Annotated in this window: 23 protein-coding genes; 18 read left to right on the top strand and 5 right to left on the bottom strand. The window is 40.8% G+C overall.

Annotated features, from left to right (window positions below; all coding sequences use genetic code 11):
• Window positions 1-5: 5 nt before the first annotated feature.
• Together QOX44_RS02065 and QOX44_RS02060 are read right to left on the bottom strand one after the other, a co-directional pair.
• Window positions 6-449, bottom strand: a complete 444-nt coding sequence (locus QOX44_RS02065; protein WP_283680992.1) for a gamma-glutamylcyclotransferase family protein — start codon at window positions 447-449, stop codon at window positions 6-8.
• A gap of 47 nt (window positions 450-496) precedes the next feature.
• On the bottom strand, window positions 497-1,423 hold the full coding sequence (locus QOX44_RS02060) for an amidoligase family protein (protein WP_283680990.1): 927 nt from the start codon (window positions 1,421-1,423) through the stop codon (window positions 497-499).
• 232 nt (window positions 1,424-1,655) lie between these two features.
• Here QOX44_RS02060 and QOX44_RS02055 point away from each other — a divergent pair, with 232 nt between their 5' ends.
• The 10 genes from QOX44_RS02055 (at window position 1,656) to QOX44_RS02010 (ending at window position 11,640) form a co-directional block, all read left to right on the top strand.
• Complete coding sequence (locus tag QOX44_RS02055; RefSeq protein ID WP_283680989.1) at window positions 1,656-1,856, top strand: helix-turn-helix domain-containing protein; 201 nt, start codon at window positions 1,656-1,658, stop codon at window positions 1,854-1,856.
• Between the two features lie 878 nt (window positions 1,857-2,734).
• Window positions 2,735-3,034, top strand: coding sequence for a PTS sugar transporter subunit IIB (locus tag QOX44_RS02050; RefSeq protein ID WP_283680988.1), 300 nt, complete (start codon window positions 2,735-2,737; stop codon window positions 3,032-3,034).
• Between the two features lie 18 nt (window positions 3,035-3,052).
• Window positions 3,053-4,339, top strand: a complete 1,287-nt coding sequence (locus QOX44_RS02045) for a PTS transporter subunit IIC (protein ID WP_283680987.1) — start codon at window positions 3,053-3,055, stop codon at window positions 4,337-4,339.
• Between the two features lie 103 nt (window positions 4,340-4,442).
• The gene (locus QOX44_RS02040; protein WP_283680986.1) at window positions 4,443-5,345 is read left to right on the top strand and encodes a dihydrodipicolinate synthase family protein; all 903 of its coding nucleotides are present in this window, start codon (window positions 4,443-4,445) and stop codon (window positions 5,343-5,345) included.
• 14 nt (window positions 5,346-5,359) lie between these two features.
• Window positions 5,360-6,283 carry a phosphoglycerate dehydrogenase gene (locus tag QOX44_RS02035; RefSeq protein WP_283680985.1) on the top strand — a complete coding sequence of 308 codons (924 nt, stop codon included), beginning with the start codon at window positions 5,360-5,362 and terminating at the stop codon, window positions 6,281-6,283.
• A gap of 6 nt (window positions 6,284-6,289) precedes the next feature.
• Window positions 6,290-6,940 (top strand): ribulose-phosphate 3-epimerase, encoded by a 651-nt coding sequence (gene rpe / locus QOX44_RS02030; protein WP_283680984.1) that lies wholly within the window; start codon window positions 6,290-6,292, stop codon window positions 6,938-6,940.
• Window positions 6,941-7,039: 99 nt separating this feature from the next.
• A complete protein-coding gene (locus tag QOX44_RS02025; protein WP_283680983.1) occupies window positions 7,040-7,492 on the top strand; it encodes a PTS sugar transporter subunit IIA in 453 nt (150 codons plus the stop codon).
• Between the two features lie 87 nt (window positions 7,493-7,579).
• Complete coding sequence (locus QOX44_RS02020) at window positions 7,580-9,700, top strand: BglG family transcription antiterminator (RefSeq protein WP_283680982.1); 2,121 nt, start codon at window positions 7,580-7,582, stop codon at window positions 9,698-9,700.
• A gap of 38 nt (window positions 9,701-9,738) precedes the next feature.
• Window positions 9,739-10,662 carry an HAD family hydrolase gene (locus tag QOX44_RS02015; protein WP_283680981.1) on the top strand — a complete coding sequence of 308 codons (924 nt, stop codon included), beginning with the start codon at window positions 9,739-9,741 and terminating at the stop codon, window positions 10,660-10,662.
• Window positions 10,663-10,794: 132 nt separating this feature from the next.
• Window positions 10,795-11,640 carry a MerR family transcriptional regulator gene (locus tag QOX44_RS02010; protein WP_283680980.1) on the top strand — a complete coding sequence of 282 codons (846 nt, stop codon included), beginning with the start codon at window positions 10,795-10,797 and terminating at the stop codon, window positions 11,638-11,640.
• Window positions 11,641-11,699: 59 nt separating this feature from the next.
• Here QOX44_RS02010 and QOX44_RS02005 read toward each other — a convergent pair whose 3' ends face one another.
• Complete coding sequence (locus QOX44_RS02005; RefSeq protein ID WP_283680979.1) at window positions 11,700-12,545, bottom strand: patatin-like phospholipase family protein; 846 nt, start codon at window positions 12,543-12,545, stop codon at window positions 11,700-11,702.
• Between the two features lie 290 nt (window positions 12,546-12,835).
• On the opposite strand from QOX44_RS02005, the gene QOX44_RS02000 reads away from it, so the two are divergent.
• Together QOX44_RS02000 and QOX44_RS01995 are read left to right on the top strand one after the other, a co-directional pair.
• Complete coding sequence (locus QOX44_RS02000) at window positions 12,836-13,516, top strand: HAD family hydrolase (protein ID WP_283680978.1); 681 nt, start codon at window positions 12,836-12,838, stop codon at window positions 13,514-13,516.
• Window positions 13,517-13,610: 94 nt separating this feature from the next.
• Window positions 13,611-13,868 carry an HPr family phosphocarrier protein gene (locus QOX44_RS01995; RefSeq protein ID WP_283680977.1) on the top strand — a complete coding sequence of 86 codons (258 nt, stop codon included), beginning with the start codon at window positions 13,611-13,613 and terminating at the stop codon, window positions 13,866-13,868.
• A 40-nt stretch (window positions 13,869-13,908) separates the two neighbouring features.
• Here the strand turns inward: QOX44_RS01995 and QOX44_RS01990 are convergent, their stop codons facing one another.
• Window positions 13,909-14,295, bottom strand: a complete 387-nt coding sequence (locus QOX44_RS01990) for a putative ABC transporter permease (RefSeq protein ID WP_283680976.1) — start codon at window positions 14,293-14,295, stop codon at window positions 13,909-13,911.
• 217 nt (window positions 14,296-14,512) lie between these two features.
• Here QOX44_RS01990 and QOX44_RS01985 point away from each other — a divergent pair, with 217 nt between their 5' ends.
• Window positions 14,513-15,511, top strand: a complete 999-nt coding sequence (locus tag QOX44_RS01985; RefSeq protein WP_283680975.1) for an acyltransferase family protein — start codon at window positions 14,513-14,515, stop codon at window positions 15,509-15,511.
• A 20-nt stretch (window positions 15,512-15,531) separates the two neighbouring features.
• The gene (locus tag QOX44_RS01980; RefSeq protein WP_283680974.1) at window positions 15,532-16,950 is read left to right on the top strand and encodes an AMP-binding protein; all 1,419 of its coding nucleotides are present in this window, start codon (window positions 15,532-15,534) and stop codon (window positions 16,948-16,950) included.
• A gap of 181 nt (window positions 16,951-17,131) precedes the next feature.
• Here the strand turns inward: QOX44_RS01980 and QOX44_RS01975 are convergent, their stop codons facing one another.
• Entirely contained in the window at window positions 17,132-18,379 is a 1,248-nt protein-coding gene (locus QOX44_RS01975; RefSeq protein WP_283680954.1) for an IS110 family transposase, read from the bottom strand.
• A 316-nt stretch (window positions 18,380-18,695) separates the two neighbouring features.
• Between QOX44_RS01975 and QOX44_RS01970 the strand changes: the two genes are divergently transcribed.
• From QOX44_RS01970 to QOX44_RS01955, 4 genes are read left to right on the top strand one after another with little or no spacing between them, the layout of a single operon-like run.
• Entirely contained in the window at window positions 18,696-18,923 is a 228-nt protein-coding gene (locus QOX44_RS01970; protein WP_283680973.1) for a phosphopantetheine-binding protein, read from the top strand.
• Window positions 18,924-18,936: 13 nt separating this feature from the next.
• On the top strand, window positions 18,937-20,526 hold the full coding sequence (locus QOX44_RS01965; protein ID WP_283680972.1) for an MBOAT family O-acyltransferase: 1,590 nt from the start codon (window positions 18,937-18,939) through the stop codon (window positions 20,524-20,526).
• Between the two features lie 11 nt (window positions 20,527-20,537).
• Window positions 20,538-21,584 (top strand): hypothetical protein, encoded by a 1,047-nt coding sequence (locus tag QOX44_RS01960; protein ID WP_283680971.1) that lies wholly within the window; start codon window positions 20,538-20,540, stop codon window positions 21,582-21,584.
• Between the two features lie 24 nt (window positions 21,585-21,608).
• The gene (locus QOX44_RS01955) at window positions 21,609-22,394 is read left to right on the top strand and encodes an alpha/beta fold hydrolase (RefSeq protein WP_283680970.1); all 786 of its coding nucleotides are present in this window, start codon (window positions 21,609-21,611) and stop codon (window positions 22,392-22,394) included.
• Window positions 22,395-22,462 lie beyond the last annotated feature (68 nt).

Genomic DNA, 22,462 nt, shown 5'->3' with positions numbered 1-22,462 from the left:
CCTCTTTAACTCACTTCGCTTGAATTATATTCTAATGAATCATATAGATATTCTGTATCAAATCCCATATCTACATATCCTTGCAATACAGTTCTGACATAGTAATCAGATGGTTTTCCTACAGTAGCCGAATCTGGCAATAGGTATATCATTGCCTTTTTTCTTGTCCTGTCTTTTAATTGAACAAATACATTCCTTTTTTTGTAAAATCTTGGATAGCCTTCATACAGGTCAAGAGCTTTTTCGTTTTTGCTATCGATATTCCAAACGGCAACCGGAACTTTGCTACCTTTTCGCCTCTTGACTGTCGCATAAGATCCTGTACGACTTCCTCTATATAAAAGTTTCCAATTTATCAGATATCCAGTAAATGCAACTGTGGCGCCTGGACAACGGTATGACATTTGCTGTACATTCAGATTGCTTCCATATGCTACATATAAACTCATGTTATTTCCTTTCTCCCCGTTGAGCCGTTAGGACAGCTGAATTATGATTAAGCCACATGTTCTGTACTTGCGTTTTCACGAAGTTGCTTCATCATGTGAAGTCTGCAGGTTTTAAACTCATCACCATAAAGGCCGAGCCGGTTTGTGAGGATGTTATACATTAAAGTGACTTTCTTCTTTGCTGTGTATCCGTTCATGGTTCTGAATACGACTTTATCATCAGATTCGATTGACCATGCAGAGAGCGCCAAACAAAACTGTACATATGCTTTGATCTTTCCTGCATGAAGAGTGCTGTTAAAAAGTCTGAATTCAACAGTTCCTTTCTGGAAGAAACTATGAAGATTCAATGCGTGGTATCTTGTAGAATTATAATGCTGATGATTGATTCCGCCACAGTAACCATCGTTTGCTGGACTGTACCAAATCTTTTCGACTGAATCTGTTGTAATATCTCTGTCTTTTTTCATTGTATCGAGCAGATCCTTGCATACCGGCTGACACCAACGATATTTTCTGTCGCCTACTGCAAGTGCATCATAAATAATTTCTTGTCTGCTGTACATGAAATTTACCAGGCAGCGGAGAGATGTTGCAGTGTGATTTGCTCCGTCTACGTGAATGTGGATTCCACATGAGCTGTGAGGAACTCCGCCAATTTCTCTGAACTTTCGGATAATTGCCTGTAATGTTTCAAAGTCTTCATATTTAAGAACTGGAGTCACGAACTCAACTTTGTATTCGTCAATGTTCGCGGTTCCGATTTTACGAATCGGATGAATTGAGCTGTCTCGCATCACTTTCCATTTTCTTCCCTGTGCATCTCGAATTGTCCTTGTTTGGTAACAGGTGCAATCTGGTTTGGATGCTGTAGTTCCGATAATTTCCGCAACGGCTTCAGCTGCCATTTTTCTTGTAATACCTGTGAATTCAACCTCAACACCGAATTTTTGTTTTTTTAAAAGTTCTGACATATTATTTTCCTCCTAAATTATAAATCAAACTTCGCACCGTCTATACGAATATTTGTTCTGTTTGGTATGGTTATATATTAACATAGGTAGCGTAGATGTCAATATAAAATTGAAGAAAATCTCTAAAAAATTAAAGAAAAATGTTGACATTTTGAAGGGATAGTGATAAACTATAATTGTAGCAAGGAGATAGCAGGAAGAATAAAATAAGTCAATAGAAAGCTGGTGAATTATGATATCTTACAATCCACTCTGGCATACCCTTATTGACAGGGGAATGAACAAAGGAGATTTAATGGAAAAAACGGGTATTAGTTATGGTACGATGGCCAGTATGGGAAAGAACGAACCTGTAAATTTGAAACAGATAGACAGAATCTGCAAAGCGCTTGACTGTGGAGTATGTGATGTGATTGAATATGTGCATGATTAACATCACCGCAATAATAAATACAAATTATTCACGTGATGTTAAAATGATGTTTTGGCACTTTGCAACATATAATACTATGCGCTATATCTAGTAAAATATCGAGCTTTTCAATATTTTATTTCATGTGTTTTCATTAAAAAGACACCAATAACAATTGAATTCGAGTGAGAAAAAATCTGAGAACCCGCATAAACAGGGCGTTTGACGGGAATCAAGGTTCTATTTGATAACAAAATGATAACATTAGATATTTTGGTATTATTTACCAGGTATCCTGTGGTTATCAGGTAATATGCGTGAAAACAACAAGAAAAGTGGTGCTGGAGAGATTATCTCCAGCACCAACTTTGTCTACAGTCTGTAGTCCTTCGCCGAGAGGCGAGGGACTTTTTTCTATATTTCGGCATCTGATATAAGATATGTTTCCGATTACAGAAGAATATATAGAATGCGAGTATACGATTGCTGAAAAGCATTTGATGCTGACCAGTGAGCATACGGAAAAGGTAATTGGACATAAACTTTGCGGGTATTTTTAGAGCAGTTTTATGATCTTTGGATCTAAAATAGCTCTATTTTTTTACCTCACATATTACGAGATAAATTTTAGAATGGTGAATAAATAGTTCAAAAGTATGCGAAAAAAACTTAAAATTGTATTATATACGGGGAAAGTAAAATAAATAAAAGGAAATACAGTCATTTATTCAAAAGAGTGTTTGAGTTTACACCGTTTTGTGCTTTTAATTCAATTAATAGATTAATATAATATGGATGTGGTTAGCTAACGTAGGAAGATAAGTTTTGCAAAACAATTTAAGATGGCTCGTATTGAAGCTGTAAAATGATATGTTTGAAGATGTAAAGGAGAGGTAAAAATGTCAAAAAAATTAAAGATTATGGTTGCCTGTGGAAGTGGTGTGGCAACGTCAACACTGGCTTCTAAAACAGTCGAGGATGTGTGCAAAGAGTATGGTATTGAGGCTTCTATTGATACATGCAGTATGCGAAGTGTTGCAGATGAAGCAAGAGGGTGTGATGCTGTATTGACCACGAACAAATATGAGGGGGAGTTAAATTGCCCGGTAATGAGTGTTACGCCTTTTATTACAGGCATTCGAGTCAATAAGAAAAAAGAAGAATTAGGAAAGTTTCTAACTGAAATTGCAAATGATTAATTTTAGGGAGGGAATATAATGCAAACAATACAAAATGTAGTTCAATCTATCTTAGGGGTTGGTGCAGTTGCAATTTTACCAATTATGATTTTTATTCTGGGTTGCTTCTTCAGAATGAAGCCTTTGCAGGCTTTACGATCTGGATTGACAGTAGGAATCGGATTCCAGGGCGTTAAATTGGTTGTTAATTTTTTGGTTGAAACATTAAACCCAGTCATTCAGCATTATGCAGAAAGTGGTTCTGGATTTACTATTATGGATGTTGGTTGGGAAACATTATCAGCCGCAGCCTGGACCGTTCAGTTTGCCGCAATTTTTGTTCCTGTTGGATTGATTTTAAATTTCCTGCTGATTCGTAAAAAAATTGTGAAAACTTTAAATGTTGATGTCTGGAACTATTGGCATTTATTGCGGTCAGCTGCCATTCTTTCCTTAGTTTTAATGTTTGCAGGAATTGAAGGTACCGCAAACTATATTATTAGTTTCATTTTTGGTATTTTCCTAACCGTATTTATCGAAAAGTTAGGAGACTGGATTGCTCCATGGTGGCAAAAGTATTTTGGATTAGAGGGTACGACTTGTACAACATCATTGCAATTAGCGGGTACACTTCCAATTGCTTTAATTGTAAATAAAATTATTGATAAAATTCCTGGAATTAATAAGATTGATGTTTCCTATGATCATATTGGTAAAAAAGTAGGAGATCTTGCAAATCCGACTATTATTGGCGCGATTTTAGGAGCTTTCTTAGCAATTATAACGGGTCAAAACGTTGCCACAATTATTCAAACAGCTGTTGGATTGTCGGCGGCTATTACATTAACACCACGTATGGTTAAGCTATTTATGGAGGGCATCAGTCCGATCAGCACTGCAGCGCGCGATTATATGATTGATAAATTAGGTGAAGATGCAGATTTCAATATTGGTGTAGATATTGCGTTAGGTGTAGGTGATCAAACGGTTATTACATCTTCCGCCATTATGATTCCAATTGCTATTTTGATCGCATTTATCTATCCAGGCAATAAATTTTTTCCGGTTGCATTTTTCGGTTCGTCCTTACTGTATGCTATGGCGACAATTTGTATGGTAACGAAAGGTAATGTGTTTAGAGCGATAATTTGTGGAATGTTCTATATGATATTCTGTTTCTTTGCATTTAATATTACAGCATCATTATGTACGCAATTTGTTGCAAATGCAGGTGTGATTGGTGCTTCTGGAACGATGGTGAATGCAGGAGGAATTAATAACTTCTTTGACGTATTATTAGCTATTATAAACAATTTTATTCACTAAATAAAAATGAAAGATATATCTCATATTAATTGTATATTCGATAAGTAAGAATAGGCACATATTGCAGCGATATATCTTTTCAAATAAGAAGGAATACTACTTTATGAAGAAAAGATTGTTGGAAGGATTGATTACTCCAATTATGACTCCCTTTAACCGGGATGAGAATCAGTCAATAAATTATGAAGAGACCAAACATCTGGTGGATTATGTAATTGAAAACGGAGTGGACGGAATATTTGTATTAGGCAGTAATGGCGAATTTACTGTCGTTAATAAAAAAGAAAAAATAGAATTTACAAAAAAAGTCATAGAATTTGTTGATGAACGTGTTCCTGTATATGCCGGACCAGGATGTTGTTCAACTTACGAAACAGTTCAAACGGCAAGAGAAATGGAAAAACTAGGTGTATCAGCTTTGTCAGTAATTTCACCATATTTTGTTAAACTAACTGACAGTGAGCTGTATGAACATTTTAAAACTGTTGCAGAAAGTGTAAATGTTCCAGTGATTTTATATAACATCCCGAGAATGACGGGTAATCCGATTTCTAAAGAAGTATTTAGAAAACTCGCGACAGTGAAGAATATTGCCGGGATTAAGGACAGCAGTCGAGATCTGGACAATTTAAAAAATTATATTGAAGTTGCGAAAGCCCATGATTTAAAAGTACTGGTTGGATCTGATGGAATTATTATGGAAGGCTATAAGATGGGAGCTTCGGGTGCTATTGCAGGTATGAGCAATGTAATTCCTAAAGTAATGGCTAATTTATTTAAGGCTTTGTACGAAGGAAATGATGAAGCGGCGTCTAAGTATCAGGAAGAAGTAAATTATATCCGAGCAGTAAACAAAAAAGCGACTATGCCCGTCGTCCTGAAACGTTCTCTGGAATTGGGACAGATTGCCCAAGTCGGTCCTGCAAGAAAACCGGCTAAAGAAAGTAGTCCAGAGCTGGATGAGGAAATCAAAGCAATGTTAAAACATTATGAAATATTGAAATGAGGTGCATGTATATCTTGAAAATATTAGTTACATCAAATAGTTTTTGTGAATATTCTCAAGAACCAATAAAAAAATTAGAGGATTCTGGATTTGAGGTCATTCGTAATAAATATAAAAGAATGATGAATGAAGAAGAATTTATTAACGAACTTAAAGGAGTAGACGCACTGATCTTAAGTACGGAAACTGTGAATAAGAAAGTAATTGATTCATCTCCCGAATTAAAAATAATTTCACGATATGGAGTTGGGTTAGACAATATAGACCTGAAATATTGTAAGGAAAAAGGGATTCCTGTAACAGTAACAAAAGGTGGAAATAGCAACGCAGTTGCGGAGTTTGCAGTTACACTTATATTAGCAGCATCTAAAGGTATTGGCTCTTCTTCTTATTATGCAAAAAATGGAATATGGAAAAAGTTTAGTGGTTTAGATTTAGAACGAAAAACACTCGGGGTGATTGGTCTGGGTGCGATCGGGAAAACCGTAGTAAAACGTTTGCAGGGATTTGATTTAAATATATTGGCTTATGATGTTTATTATGACGATGAATTTGTTCAAAAATATAATATCAAAAAAGCAAGTATAGATGAAATTGTAAAAAATGCAGATGTAATTACTTTGCATGCTCCTGCTATAGATAATAAACCTTTAATTGGCAAAGCTGAATTTGAAAAAATGAAAAAAGGTATGGTACTAATTAATACCGCGCGGGCTTCCTTAATAGATTATGATCAATTGATAAAAAGTTTAGATAATAAAACTGTCTTTGCTGCTGGCCTGGATGTACATGAAAATGAACCGGAATATGATAATAGATTAAAAAAATATGATAACGTTATTCTGACACCACATAATGCTGCAATCACAAAAGAAGCCACAGATAGAACCTCAATGATGGCAGTTGACCATATATTAGATTTCTTCGGAAAGGAGTAAAAACAGATGATAGTAGCCCCCTCAATCTTAAGTGCTGATTTTAGCAGATTAGGAGATCAGCTTAAAGAAGTGGAAAAAAGTCATGCACAGTGGATCCATTTCGATGTGTTTGACGGACATTTTGTCCCTAATATATCTTTTGGCACGGATGTTCTGAAAGCTGTAAAAAGTTCTGTAAAGATGTATGTAGATGTACACCTTGTTATTTCAGATCCGGAATATTATTCAGACATTTTTATGAATGCCGGTGCAGATGGAATAACCTTTCACCTGGACGCTGTTAATAGCATTGAAAAGAGTTTGGCATTAATAAATAAAATTAAGGCCCGCGGAAAAAAAGTTGGAATTACGGTATACCCTGAAGCCGATATGCACGAATATTTGCCATATTTAGACGAGGTGGATTTAGCGCTGGTTATGTCTATAAAGCCGGGGTTTGGTGGACAGCCATTTCGTGAAGATGCTATTGAGAGAATTAAGTGGTTGAATGATTTACGCAAAAAACATAATTATCATTATTTGATTCAGGTTGATGGCGGAATAAATGCAGAAACAGGAGGGCAATGTGCAAAAGCAGGAGCGGATGTATTAGTGGCTGGCAGTTATGTATTTAAAAACAATATCCCAGAAGCAGTAGATACATTATATAAACTTTAACTTAATAGGGATTTGGAACATTTCGTACCGATATCTTGCGTTAAGATGTTTCAAATCTCTATATTTCATATAGCGTTTTAAATTTGGAGGAGAACAAAGATGAAAATTGTTATTAGTGATGTTGAGAAAGATGCTAATTTAAATACCTGGCAAGATGCTATTACATTAGCTTCGTCAAAATTGTATGAAAATGGTTATGTAAAAAAAGAATTTGGAGAGAATTGTATAAAAAGGGAGCTGGTATATCCGACGGGATTAGCAACTGATTTTTCGGTAGCGATACCTCATACAGAATCTGAATTTGTTAATGAAACTGCTGTTTCTGTGCTGCGTTTAAAAAAGCCTGTTGTGTTTCAAAATATGGAGAATCCTGAAAGGGTTGTTGCAGCTCATTATGTGTTTAATTTGGCAATCAAAGAAAAAAAGAATCAAGTCATTTTTTTGTCAAAAATTATAAGGTTAGTACAAGATAGTAAAAAATTAGAAGAAATGTTTTATGCAGATGCAGAAGAGTTTAATCAGGAATTTTTGACTATGATGAATGACGAATAGGGGCTGTATTATTTGTATACTAATACCGGATGATCATTAAGCGTTCGATTGATTGTCCGGTGGCAGGAGAAGATGTAAAAGCACAAGGTGAATACGGAAAAGAATGATAAAGAAGGGCAGAAATATGGGAGTTGTAGAGCTTCTGAGATAGCTCTGCTTTTGAAAAGAGGGATGAGATTGGATTATAGAAAAAGTTATATTTTGTATAGACTACAAGCGACTGGGAGCCTGAAGACATCTGAGCTGATGGATATCATGAATATTTCAGAAAGAACGCTTAAAATGGAAATTAAAGAATTAAATTTTTTACTAAAACCTTCAGTGATTCAAATGAAAAGCGATAGATTAGAAGTCGGAGAATTAGAAGAGTTTAGACGTATCAGTAATATTATTATTGATAACAGTGATATTACGAATTATAAGTTGAATAAGTCTGAACGTATAATTTTGGAATTTTTGTATCTTTGCTTTACCATAAAGTTTTTAACCGTAGATGAACTGTGTCATTTATTAATGGTTAGCCGGGGAACCATATTGGCAGACTTAAAGAGTTTAAGAAAACAGCTATATGGAACAGGGATGAAAATAGTATCATTAACGAATCATGGCTATACCATGAAGGGGAATGAGTCAGATATAAAACAAAGAATTTTAGAAACGATATTTAATATGAACCATCGTTCGAATCAGTTTTTAAAGAAAGAAATTGAAAATATTTTGTATCAGGATATTGATTTAGACTATTTCAGTAACAGCTTGTTGAAATATCTGGATACGCTGCATATAACAATGACGGATGAATTGTTTTATTGCTCGTTAGCTTTGCTTATTGTATACGTTAAAAGAATTAAACCCAGTAAAAGTAGAGCTGAAAATACTACAAATTCTTTATTAGGAACTTGTGCTAAAAAGTATAATGATTTATTAGCTGTTGACGATGCTTTGGAAGACGAGTTTATTATAAAGTTGAACGATTTGCTGTCAAGTAATAAAGAAGGAACAACAGATTTAGAGTTGAAAAATGCTGATGAGCAAATGAAGATATCTTCCTATATATGGAAGGTATGTCAGGATTTTGATATTATAGGATTATTTGGTTATGATAATTATCGTAATTTGTATAATCATATCGAACTGACTATACAGTATTTAACTGCAAAAAAGTCGGTTTCATTAAATCCTTTTTGCGAGGAACTTAAAAATAAATATCCAGAGATATTTAAAAGTCTGGAACAGAATATTTATATCATTCAGGATCTGGTCGACAGAAAAATAAATGAAAATGATGTTTCTTATATGGCGATGCATATAGCATCTGTGATAGAAGGAAGAAAACCAAATAAGTCTTCCTTAACAGCCATAATCGTTTGTCCTACAGGCAGATGCACTTCGTTACTGCTGAAGGCAAGAATATTGAAATACTTTGATGTAATTATAAAGGATATAATTCCTTCTTACAAAGTCAATGAAGATTTGGATGTTGATTTTATTATATCAACGGTACCGCTAAATGTCAGTAATTTGCCGGTGATACACGTGAATCAAATGCTATCTGAGAATGATATAAGAAATATGGAAAAACAAATAGATAAAATGATTTTATCAAGAGAGCAAAAATTAATATTAAATGATATTCAATATTATTTGGATCAATATCAAATGCTGTCTAATAAAAATATAATACAGTTTGGCAAAGCATTAAACGAATTAAACGCGAAATATACTCCTGAAGATAGTACAAATTTGCTGTATTTCTATAAGGCTCTTACACAGGAACACATTTTACTGAATGAATATGTTTCTGATTGGGAAGAGTCTATTCGATGTGTTGGTAATCTTTTATTGAAGGATCATTACTTAACACAAAATTATATTAATACAATGATAGATTTGGTAAAGGAAAATGGGCCATATATAGTGTTTTCACCAGGCTTTGTGATTGCTCATGCAGGACCTGAAGATGGAGCTGAAAAATTAGGAGTGAGTGTTATCCGCTTAGTTAAACCGATAGATTTTGGAGTAGAGGATGTTAAAGTAAAGTTTGTTATTTGTATGAGCATTCCGAATGAAATGAATCACGTTTTTTTGTTGTTTCAAATTTATAAATGCATGTGCAATAAAGATATATTTAGATATCTTTCGCAAGCTCAGACAAAAGAAGAATTCTTACAGATACTGAAAATATTTGAGCTGAGAAGTAAAGAGTAGAATTTAACTATTTGAAGAGGGAGGAGGGACTGAAATAGATGTATTCAGATAAGCTTTTTGGGGAAAGGGTACAGGATAGTTGCGGCAGAAGTGAAGTTCGGAGCACTTTGGTGGGTCACCTTGGAGCAAATGCAAAACATATGCAAAATATGTTGAAAAAATCTAAAATAAGGTTAATAGTATCTGATCTGGATGGTACACTGTTGCAATCAGATGGAAGACTTGATCCGAATATTTCTTCCGAAATAGAAAATAACAGGTGTTTATTTACAATTGCGTCCGGTCGAAATAAAGATTTAATAAAAAGCTATGTTAGAGAATTGAATATTGGGATACCATATATAGCAAATAATGGAGCGGAAATCGTGCTTGGAAATAAAATAATTTATCAAAAAAGTATCGTAAGAAAAGAGTTAATGTATATACTAAATTTGGCTGAAAGGTTAGAAATTGAGTGTTTGATAAATTGTGATAAATGTGTATATACCATGGGGGCAGTTAATTATATGAGAGTGTTTGCAGAAAGATTTGATGGAATTCTTCCTGTATTAAGTGATGTTGATCCAGGTATAATAGCACAAGAAGAGGTGCAGAAAATCATGCTTTATCATAAGCAGGCTTCCATTTTACATTACTTTGTTTCAGAACTTAATAAAAACTGTATAAATACAGCATGTTCAAAATCTGAAGGGGATTTTTATTGTGCGAAGCATATGGAATCGGATAAAGGAAACGCGTTAAAAAGATTATGTAAAATGTTACGAATTAATTTAGATGAGGTACTGGTTTTTGGGGACAATTATAACGACTTGGGCATGTTTGGGGTTGCTAAATATTCAGTGGCTACCGAAAATGCAGAAGAGATAGTGAAAAAGAGATCAACTTTTATTACAAAGTCAAATGATGAAAGTGGAGTGTCATACTTTTTAAAAAATGTATATAATCCCCTTTTGTACAGTTGATGATAGTATACAACTCCATGAGAAGGGAATATCGCACGATTGAAGGGATTTTGTTTTAAAAGACTTGACTGTAAACCTTGTTTATAGCCTATTTTCAAGTTAAAATAGAGAAACTTGAAAGGGGTATATAACATGACTGTAAAAGAAGTGGAAGCGCGAACCGGTTTATCTCGTTCTAATATTCGTTTTTATGAAAAGGAAAAACTTATTGAGCCTTTAAGAAACGAAAGTAACGGTTATAGAGATTATTCCGAAAATGATGTGAAAAATATAAAGAAGATTGCATATCTGCGCACATTGGGAATTTCTGTTGAGGATATACGAAGCATTATATCTGAGAAAGTGACACTGCAGGAAGTGATTGAGCGGCAGAATGAAGTATTAAAAAGTCAGATTATTGATTTGAATAAGGCGAAACTCCTGTGTGAAAAGATGCTGGCTGAAGAAAGCATTAGCTACGAAAAATTACAGGTAGAACGATATGTAGCAGAGCTGCAGGGGTACTGGAAGGATAATCAGACTATTTTTAAGCTGGATTCAGTCAGCTTTTTGTATATATGGGGAAGTATGCTTACTTGGACAGCGATTACTGTATTGTGCCTGATTATTGGGATCGTGTCTTATTCTAAGCTGCCCACAGAGATTCCGGTACAATGGAATAATGGCGTGGCGACATCGTTGGTAAATAAAAACTGGATTTTTATTTGTCCGGTTATATGCATCCTGATCCGTTATCTGCTAAAACCTCTTATCTATGCGAAATTACAGATGAACAATTATTATGGAGAATTTATAACAGAGTATTTGATCAACTATATGTGTTTTATTGTGCTGTCAATAGAAGTTTTTTCAATACTTTTTACTTTCGGAGTGGTAAAAAGTATTGTAGTAGTATTGTTTGTGAACACGGTAGTTTTTATTGGATTGTTGGCAGTTGGTTTAACTAAAATGGATTTAAACAAAAAAGCGTCTATATGATCCGCTGCCTGCCCGGCTTTTCTGATCTTGTGATTTTTTATGACAGGAATGCGGCTGTCCTATGATAAATAATGAAGGAGTGCATTCTTACGTTCGAGTGCATCGGTTTTTCCAAGGTCATACATTTCCTGGATTTTTGCCACATTTCTTTCGATGCGCCTGATCGGGACATATCTTGAGGGTCTGAATACGAAGATACGTCCTGCAGCTTCCAGTTCAAGTACCTGTTCCAGCTGTTTGTTATATGTTTTATACCGGCTGTTGATCGCGGATACGAGACGGGGGTACTTTCTGTAATATAATTTTGGAAGCATGGCGGGGCTCTTTTTCTTGCGGTAATCCCTTGGCCTGGTGAGGACTACGATTATTTTCTCGTAATTCATGCGCAGTAGCCGGTCGATCGGGATACTGTCCGCAATCCCTCCGTCCAAGTATAGCTGACCGTTTATGGAGACTGGTCTGGACAGGAAAGGCATGGAGCCGGATGCACGCAGGTATTCAAGCTGGTCTTCTTTTTCCAGATCATCCAGCCTTATATATTCAGCTTTTCCGGTGTTCATATTTGTGACCACTGCATAGAAATCTTCTTTCGCGTTTCGGTACGCTTCGAAATCGACAGGGTCGAGATCGGTTACAAGCTTATGAAAGCAGAACTCTTCGTTCATAATGTTTCCAGTGGTGAGGAGCGAATGGAATCCTATGTAATCTTTATTTGCGGCGTATTTTCTGTTGTATCGCAGGACGCGTCCGATCTGCTTTGATTTATAATTCATCCCAAATAGAGCACCTGCTGATACGCCGATGATCCCGTCGATGGGAATTTTATTTTGCATCAGTACATCGAGTACGCCCGCAGTATACATTCCACGCATAGCGCCGCCTTCGAGGAGCAATCCGGTTGTCATGTAGTTTCACTTCCTTTTTATTCGTTCGCAAAATATAGATTTGTGCTGTGCCGGATTTTAATTTTAGCGCGTTCTGCAGTAGAAATCAATGTTTTTGTGGTCAGAGATGGCGCTGATTTTTCTTTACAATATCCTGGCGTAGGGTATAATGGAGATGAAAAACGGCGTGAAGGCTCACGCGGGAAACAGACGTGGCGTAAGAAGTCTGCCGAAGGTCAGAAAAAGAAATCATGATACGGAACAGACAGGAAAATGATCACACAGGAAAGGGAGAAGCTGGAGGATAGAAGATGCAGGGTGCGATTTTTGATATGGATGGGCTGATGTTTGACACAGAAAAAATATACAGGAATGTATGGGATCATCTGCCGGAAGAGTTTGGCTTTCCGGCATGTCCGGGGCTGGGAGAGGCAGTCTGCGGAACGAGCGGGGAGGATTTAAAGCGCATTGTCCGGGAGCATATTCCGGGGATTGACGCGGACGCATTTATGGATGCGGGATATGCGCGGGTACATGATACGGTACTGGCGGTGCAGCCGGATGAGAAGCCCGGGCTGCATGAGATAATAGGATTTTTGAAAGCGCGGGGGTTCCAGCTGGCAGTGGCGAGCGGAAGTCCTCAGGAGATTATTGAGTTGAATATAAAACGGGCAGGTCTGACAGAAGCCTTCGGCGCAGTCGTCAGCGGTTTTTGTGTTCCGCGGGGAAAGCCGGCGCCGGATATTTTTCTGGAATCTGCGCGGCGTATAGGCTGTGATCCGGGAGCGTGCTATGTCTTTGAGGACGGAGCGAACGGCATTCGGGCAGGCGCGGCGGCCGGCTGCGTGACAGTGATGATCCCGGACCTGACGGCGCCTGATGAGGAGCTGCGCGCTCTGTGCGCAGGGATCTTTCCGGGACTTTTGGAAGCAATGCGCGCAATAGAGGAGGGGCGTTTGCCTGGACACGCAACAAAAATGAACAAAATGTAAACATATCATTAATTATTGTGAAAAGTGTTGAAAAAAAAGATATAACCCACTATAATATCAACGAAAATGACAAAAAGAGTGGGGTGAGGTTCAGATGGTCAGCAAGAAAATAGTCGTGAATAAGGATCAGGGGTTTGATATTGAAACTGCTGAGGTTATAGCGGCGGCAGCGGAGACCTACGAGTCAAGGACAGAGATCCTGTACAAGTATAACATTGTAAATGCAAGAAGCCTGTTAAATATTGTTTCTGCAGCGATCGTCAAAGGCGATCAGGTCGAATTCAGATGTGAAGGACCGGATGAGGATCAGGCTCTTGCAGGTATTTTGTCAGCACTTGCAAAGGTAAAATAATACAGTCTGGATGATACAGGCGGTGGAGAAGGCTGTGCGGTTACGGATTGCTGCGCAGCCTTTTTTCATAAAAGAGACCGGTCAGGAACCACAAAGGCGCATAGTCAAGGCGTATTACGCCATTTACGTGGTAACGGGAATCGCTGTAATCCCAGGGACAGCAGCCGCGTTTTTTCAGATACATGCCGGAGGTGTATTCTACGGTGAAGATACCCAGCATATAGATCAGCCCGCGGGTCACAGTCCGGCAGCTCTTTAACAGTGCAGAAAGCGGGGAGATCAGTGACGCCATACCATAGATCGGAAACATGCGCAGGGAAGAAAAGCCCATCAGTTTCGGATCGTGCCGGAGCAGGGAATTGAGTCCTGTCCAGAGTACTTCGATGCACCAGCCGTACATGCCGCAGCGGATAAATTTTAAATGCATGGGATACCTCCGTGTATTGCTGTGTGTTAGTTCTATTTTTTCCGAAAATGCAGGAAATATGCAGACGCTTTTGGAAAATATATACAGACAGCCGGAGCAGGTAATTGTTGACAAAGCAGTGATAAAAGCGATAATATAAATTCAACAGGCAGATTTTTGCTGATTCAGGCAGGAATATGTCGGATAAGACAATGATATGTGACAGGCGGTACAAAAGATGAGACTGGCAAAATGGGATAATTTAAAATTTATTTTGATGTATACGGTGGTCCTTGGCCACTTTACAAATTTATTACAGACGGATTCCACGCTTCTTTCAGGCATGCAGGTGTTTGTTTACATGTTTCATATGCCTGCGTTTTTGTTTGTTTCCGGACTTTTTTCAAAGAAGACCGTGGATGAGCGCAGATACGATAAGATGTTCCCGTATCTGGTGCTGTATTTCTTTATGGTTGCCTTTCGCTTCCTCGTATATTCTGTTGCAGGCGGAAGCGTAAAAAGCATCCGGCTTTTTTCAGAGGCGGGACTGCCGTGGTTTGCGCTGGTGCTGTTCCTGTTTTATATCGTAACAGCACAGGTGAGCAGGCTGTCGCACAGCTATCTTTTGATCGTTTCCATTGGCATGGGGATGCTGGCAGGATACGCGACAAACCTTGGGTCATTTCTGTCCGGGATGCGGTTTTTTACATTTTACCCATTCTTTTTGCTGGGCTACTGCATACCGCTGGACCGTCTGACGCAGTGGACGCAGAAGCGCTGGGTAAAGGTGTCCTCAGCAGTGTTCCTGCTGGCAGTGCTTGCCGCAAGCTACCTCTATGAGCCGCAGCTCAGGAGATACATGAACTTTTTCAAGGGGAAGACAACGTATGCAAAGGTGGATATGGCAGTGTACGGGGGCATCTGCAGGGGCTTTTATTATCTCTTTGTCTTTGCTCTGATTATCGCGGTGATCGCGGTAGTGCCGTCTGTGCGGACCTGCTTTACCACATGGGGACAGAGAACCGTCCAGGTATTTGCTCTGCATATGCCGATCATCCGTGTTTTGATGCAGAATTTTCACCTGGAAGAGCACCTTGCAGCATGGATCCCGCGGTATGGCTGCGTGGTTCCCGTGCTGGCTTTGATCCTTACGATCGTACTTTCACTGCGGATATGGCAGCCATTTTTCGACTGGCTGATGCATGGCGGACGAAAAAAAGCGCGCGTGACCGCTTAAAAAAGAAATGGAGAAGAACGATGAGCTTTTATAATGATTATGGAAGGTTTGGAGAACAGACCGCATTTCTGGATGACAGAGGAATATCTCTGACATACCGTGAGCTGGAACAATGGACGATGCGAAGGAAGGAGGACTGCGGGCTGCGTCCGCGCTCTCTGGCATTCGTGCTCTGTGAAAACAGCGTCGGATCTGCGCTTGGATATCTGACGTTCCTGCGTGCAGAGATCGTGCCGCTGCTTCTGGACCGGAAGATCGACCGCGACCTGCTTGACCATCTGATGGAGGTATATCGGCCGGAGTATTTGTATTATCCGGCAGATACACAAGAGCGCTTTGGGGACTCTGTACGTGTGCTGCATGAGGAGTATGGGTACGTACTGGCGGAAGTGCCGGATGCGCCGCATACCGTTTTGTATGAAGAGCTTGCGCTGCTGCTTACGACCTCCGGGTCAACCGGAAGCCCCAAGCTGGTGCGCCAGAGCTACAAAAACATCCAGTCGAATGCGGAAGCGATCGCCGAGTACCTGGAGCTGGATGAGGCACAGCGCCCGGTGTCAACGCTGCCGATGAACTATACCTATGGTCTGTCTGTGATCAACAGCCATTTGCAGGTCGGTGCAACGATTCTGCTTACAGACAAGACGATGATGATGAAAAAGTTCTGGGATTTTATGAAGGAGCATCAGGCGACCTCGATCGCAGGCGTTCCATTTACCTATGAGCTGTTAAAGAAGATCCGGTTCTTTAAGATGGATCTTCCTGCGCTGCAGTATATGACACAGGCCGGTGGAAAGCTGTCGCCGGAGCTTCACAGGGAGTTTGCTCAGTGGGCGGTGGAGCACGGCAAAAAGTTTATTGTCATGTATGGCCAGACGGAAGCGACGGCACGTATGGCGTATCTTCCGGCGGACAAAAGCCTGGAAAAATACGGGAGTATGGGGATCGCGATCCCGGGCGGCAGTTTTTCCCTGATCGATGCGGATGGTGAGGTGATCAATGCGCCGGAACAGGTTGGTGAGCTTGTTTATGATGGCGATAATGTAACGCTGGGCTATGCGCAGTGCAGAGAAGATCTGCAAAAGGGCGATGAGCGGGGCGGACGGCTGATCACAGGGGATATGGCAAAGCGCGATGCAGACGGATTTTATTACATTGTGGGCAGAAAAAAACGTTTCCTGAAAATATTCGGTAATCGTGTGAATCTGGACGAGATCGACCGTATGATCAAGACGCGTTATGAGGGCATGGATTGTGCTTCCACAGGTGTGGATGACCGGATGCAGACCTTTATCACACAGGAGCAGTATATTGATGAGGTGCGCCGGTATCTGTCAAACACAACGCATTTAAGCGAGTCTGCTTTTACTGTGCGTTACATTGAAGCAATACCAAAAAATGAAGCAGGAAAGACGCTCTATAAAGAGCTGCCGGTATGAGTGGGGCAGGTGTGAACATCGCCCATGACGGATCCGGGAGAAAAATAAAAGACACAAATGCAAATATATGGAGGAAAAAGATTGAAAATGAGAAGTAGAGGGTATCCATTCCCTTAAGTACACGACAAATAAGCCATCTTTCGGTGGCTGCTTTAAAAATTGAATATTAGAAATGTTAAGGTTATGCAGTTGCTGACTTGATTTTATAACCTTGATTCCTTGCTATGATGATTGCCTGCTCTACTGTAATCTCACGGTCCGCAGGCGGTAGGTCGGATTTTTGGTAAAGTTCTGCATTATAGTTTTCCCCGTTCTTCAACATGTGGTATAATGCGGTAAGAAGCATTCTTGCTATTGCAAGGATTGCTTTCTTGTGACCGCGACGCTTTCTGATACGGAGATAACGGTTACGCATTTCAGGATGCTTAGTGCTTTTTACGACAGCGTTTGCGCACTGTACTAAAAGCGGTTTGATGTAGCATCCGGCCTTGGACACCCGGACAGATTTTTTCTTCCCTGCACTTTCATTGTTGGTTGGTGTAAGCCCAGCCCATGAGCACAAGTGTTTCGCCGAAGGAAAAGCCTCCATATTGGTACCGATTTCGGAAATGATTCCGATGGCAGTGAAAGTACTGCTGATACCAGGAGCGGTTTGAAGAATGGAAAGTTCCTGCTGATAGGGAGCGGCGAGCGCAAGAATGAGTTCTTCAAGCTCTGCTTTCCGGGATTCAAGGTTTTCATAATGAGCTTTGATTACTTTGAGTTTGCCAGCCTGTTCCGGAGTGATATAGCCATCAATGGCATTGCGAAGCTCGGGAAGTTTTTTCTTCAGGCTTCTGAAAACAAGAGGTTCAAGGTCAAAGGAAGTATTTGCGGGATTTTCCAAAAGTTTATCCAGTATCGCCTGAGCAGATTTGCCGAAGGTGTCCGAAACAACGTTTCCCAACTGGATATTGGAAACCGTGAGACAGTTCTGCAAACGATTCTTTTCGCTTGATTTGAAGCAGGTTAGTTTGAAACGGTAACGCATTAGGTCGCGAAGCTGGCGAATGTCAGCAGGTGGCATAAAGCTTCCGGCAACAAGGTCATGCTTAAACAGGTCAGCAATCCATTTGGCATCTTTTTTGTCAGTTTTCTTTCCACGGATAGCCTTAACATATTTAGGATGAGCAAGGACAATCGAACAATCCGATTCCAAGATGTTATAAACAGGGATCCAGTATTTACCGGTAGATTCCATACAGACATCCTTGCAATTGCGATCGAGTAACCACTGTAACAAAGTTTTCAGACCGCTCGTGTAGGTCGAAAACCGGCGGCTCTCGTAAGAAGTGACACCTTTATCGTTAGTAGAAGCGATACAGGCAACTACAAAAGTCTTGTGGACATCAATGCCACAGCAGATTTTGTACACGATTTTTAAAGCCATAGGGACTCCTTTCAGAACCAGAAGGTTCACTAAAGATTATAGGGAGAGACGGCATTGACTGAACGCCTAAGCCATAAACGAGAATGTTTATACAAAGATAAGATTACGTGCTTGAAATCACACTTATTTGTGCTTGAAAAGGCGGACTACACATATAAACATACGGTCATCCGGCAAGCCGGACAGCCCACTCACCTCCCCGTGATTTGTAGTATACCGAGTTCCCTATAAGAAGAATTATAAAGAAAAAATAAGCTCAGGAAAACATTTTCATAACGTTTTGTGCCTGAGCGAAGCGAAAGGAATGGATATAAACATGGAAAAGATTATTGAAATACTTAGCAGCTTAAAATCAGGTGTGGATTTTCGCACGGCGCAGGGGATCGTGACAGACAAGATCATTGATTCGATCGATATTGCAACGATGATCTCCATGCTGGAAGACGAATTTGACATTGAGATCAGTATGGAATATATGGAAAACGAAAATTTTGATTCTGTCGAGGCGATCTGGGAGATGGTACAGGAGATTCAGGAAGGCTGATACGGAGGGAGCTATGACAATCACATCAGCAAGATTTCTTGCATTTTTTTTCGTAAGTATTGTCGTATTTTTTGTCTGTCCGGTGAAACGGCGGTGGCTTGTGCTTCTGGCTGGCAGCATTTATTTTTATGTTGTCGCAGGAGCGCTTAAGTTCCTGCCGTTTCTTGTGTTCACCTCAGCTGTCGTATGGCTGTGCGCAAGACAGATCGGTCTGCTGTATGAGGAACAGGACGAAGCGCTTCGCGCACCGGGGATGGACCGGAAGGCAAAAAAGGAAATAAAAGAAGGCTACAAAAAAAGAGCAAAGCGTTTTTTGCTTCTTGCGCTGGTACTGTGCATCGGATTTCTCTGTGTGACAAAGTTTACACGGTATGCGGTGCGGTATCTGAATCTGATCGCTCTGTCATTAAACGGAAGCGAACCGTTTCATGCGAAATGGCTTCTCGTACCGCTGGGGATTTCTTACTATACTTTTTCTACAGTGGGGTATCTGCTGGATGTATACTGGAAACGGTACGCATATGAAAAGAATTTTTTCCGTTTCTTTTTATATGCGATCTATTTTCCACACATCGTACAGGGACCGATTTCCCGCTACAATCTTTTAGGGCAGGAGCTGAAAAAAGAGCTGCGCTTTGATGCAAAACGGGTAATATTCGGACTGGAACTGATGCTGTGGGGCTATTTTAAAAAACTTGTGATCGCAGACAGACTGAATATATTCGTATCAGCGGTCTTTGACGGTCAGCCGCACTCCGGGACGATATTTGTCGTTGCCATGTTTCTGGATGTGTTTCAGATTTATACCGATTTTTCCGGCTATACAGATATCGTAAGGGGAGTCTCTCAGGTATTTGGCGTAGAGCTGGAGCAGAACTTTAATCATCCATTCTTCTCAAAAACTGTGCCGGAATTCTGGCGCAGATGGCATATGACGCTTGGAGGATGGTTTAAGGATTACGTCTACTATCCATGTACGATCTCCGGTCCGGTCAAGCGGCTTAGCAAAAAGGTAAAGAAAGCATACTCAGACCGCATGGCGCGTTTTTTAGTTGTTGTGATCCCGGTCTTTACGACATGGATACTCACAGGACTGTGGCATGGGACCGGTAAGACGTATCTTTGCTGGGGATTGTATTATGGAACACTGATCACTATATCTGTCGCGTTTGCACCGGAGTTCCAGATGCTCACACAGCGTCTGCATATCCGCACAGACTGCTTTTCCTGGCGCCTGTTTCAGATGACCCGCACCTTTTTGTGCTTTATGGGAGGGCGTCTTCTGACCGTTCCGAATGGTCTTCGCCGTACGCTTCAGGTAATAAAAAGTATCTTTACTGATCCGCAGCCATGGCAGCTTACGGATGGCTCTTTGTATACCTTTGGACTTGGCAGCCGTTCCTTCTTGCTGATTGCGGTCTGCCTGCTTATCCTGTGGGCCGTGAGTATGATGCAGGAGCGGTTTAGCATCAGAGAAAAACTGGCAGAACAAAATATCGTGTTCCGATGGGCGGTTATTTATCTTGCGATCTTTGCCATTCTTATTTTCGGCGTATATGGACTCGGATATGATGCGTCTGCATTTTTATATGAACAGTATTAGGAGTCAGGGCAATGAGATTATTACAGAAATACAGAAAGTGGATCATAAAAGGGGTATGCTTTGTACTGGGATTTTGTCTGCTGTTTTGGGTGGCACAGAGGTTGCTTTCGGCAAAATGGCTTGACAGAGCGGGGCAGACGGGTGCATGGATGGAATTCCGGGAGCTGGAGCCGGATACAGTGGATGCGCTATTCCTTGGCACAAGTCATACATACTCCGGAATAGACCCGATGTATATATATGAAAATTCAGGGATTACGAGCTTCGCGCTGTCAGGACCGGGAATGCGTTTTGACCTGACGTATATGGTACTAAAGGATGCGCTTAAGACCCAGAAGCCGAAGGTTGTTTTTCTGGATATGTCATCGGTGCATTTTGACAGACAGCAGACGGAAGGACGGATTCATAAAGTGCTGGATCAGCTTCCGCTGTCGAAAGAAAAGCTGAAATTTGCCTTTCATACCGATAATGACGAGCTGAGTACGCTGGATGCGCTCTTTCCGCTGTTCCGGTATCACAGCAGATGGGAAATGCTGGAGCAGCAGGATTTCCAGTATGCAGCGGGAAGCATAGAAGCGCCGGTATGGAGAGGGCATTATGTAAATTATCGTGTGGCAGCAACAGAGTACTATTTTTATGAAGAGGGCAGGAAAGACGGAGAATGCCATATTGAAGGACGCGCCCTTGAGTGTCTGCGCAAGATCGATCAGCTGTGCAAAGACGAGGGGATACAGCTTGTCCTGTATAAGATCCCGGCTCCGACGTGGTACAAGCTGCAGTCGGACGGATCGGCGGAGCTGGCAGAGGAATTTGGCGTTCCGTTTCTGGAACTTTTTTACTGCGTGGATGAGATAGGGCTTGATCCCGCAACGGATTTCCGGGACAGGAAAAACCATCTGAACCAGTATGGCGCAGAGAAGGTGTCCGGCTATATGATGAAATATATGCAGAACAACTTCGAAATGGAAGACCAGCGAGGAAAGAATGCGGACTGGGATCAGGATCTTATTTTATATCAGGAGCGCAAGGCAGAGATCGCTTCAGGAGCGGTTGCGTAAGCTAAAGGGTGTGAAACAGAGATTATGGGACAGCTGTATGTGCGGGAGAGCGGAGCGGGAACACCGCTTCTGCTGATCCATGGTATTATCAGTGACAGCAGTTTTTTTGACGGCTGTATGCCGTACCTTCAGGAGCAGTATCATGTGCTTTCCTATGACAGACGGGGGTATGGAAACAGTACACAGTGCAGATACTGTGATTTTCGTGTGCAGACACAGGCGGAGGATGCGGCAGGCATTCTGAGAGAATATGCATCAGAACCGGCGTGGATATTTGGTAACAGCGCGGGTGGTCTGATCGCGCTTGCACTTGCGATGCAGGCGCCTGAGCTTGTAAAGGGACTTGTGCTGCTGGAGCCGTCTCTTGGGTATGATCCGGGAGAAAGAGAAAAGCTGGCAGCGTGGAACGAAGAGCTAAATGGCTATGTCCGGATGGGGAAAACGAAGCGGGCGCTGCCTGCATTTGCCCGTGTGATGGGAACGGTGTCAGAAGCGGACAGGAAAACATCTTTTGGGGAGCTAAAGCGGACATACCGGAATCTTGATAATTTTCTTTATGGTGAACTCAATGAGGTGCAGAGCTATCTTCCGGAAGAGGAGCACTTGCGGGCGATCCGGGTACCTGTTGTGATCGGGGTGACGCAGGAGGGCAGAGACAGTATATTCGCGACCTCTTCCGAAACAGCAGCCAGCTGGATCGGCTGGCCGGTCGCAACATTTCCCGGCTGTCATAATGTGGCAAAGGATATGCCCGGGGCGTTTTCGAACGTTCTTTTACAGCTTTTGCAAAAGCTGCAGGGGGAGCTTTGAAAACTTTCGATTTGAAAACTTTCTGACAAATTTTGTTGCATTATGCGGGAAGTGTGCTATAATGTGTC

Origin of the sequence: Parablautia sp. Marseille-Q6255, assembly GCF_951230155.1 — a bacterium.
Taxonomy (GTDB): domain Bacteria; phylum Bacillota; class Clostridia; order Lachnospirales; family Lachnospiraceae; genus Choladousia.
The sequence above is the reverse complement of the archived record's forward strand: the minus strand, read 5'-3'. Positions and strand labels throughout refer to the sequence as shown.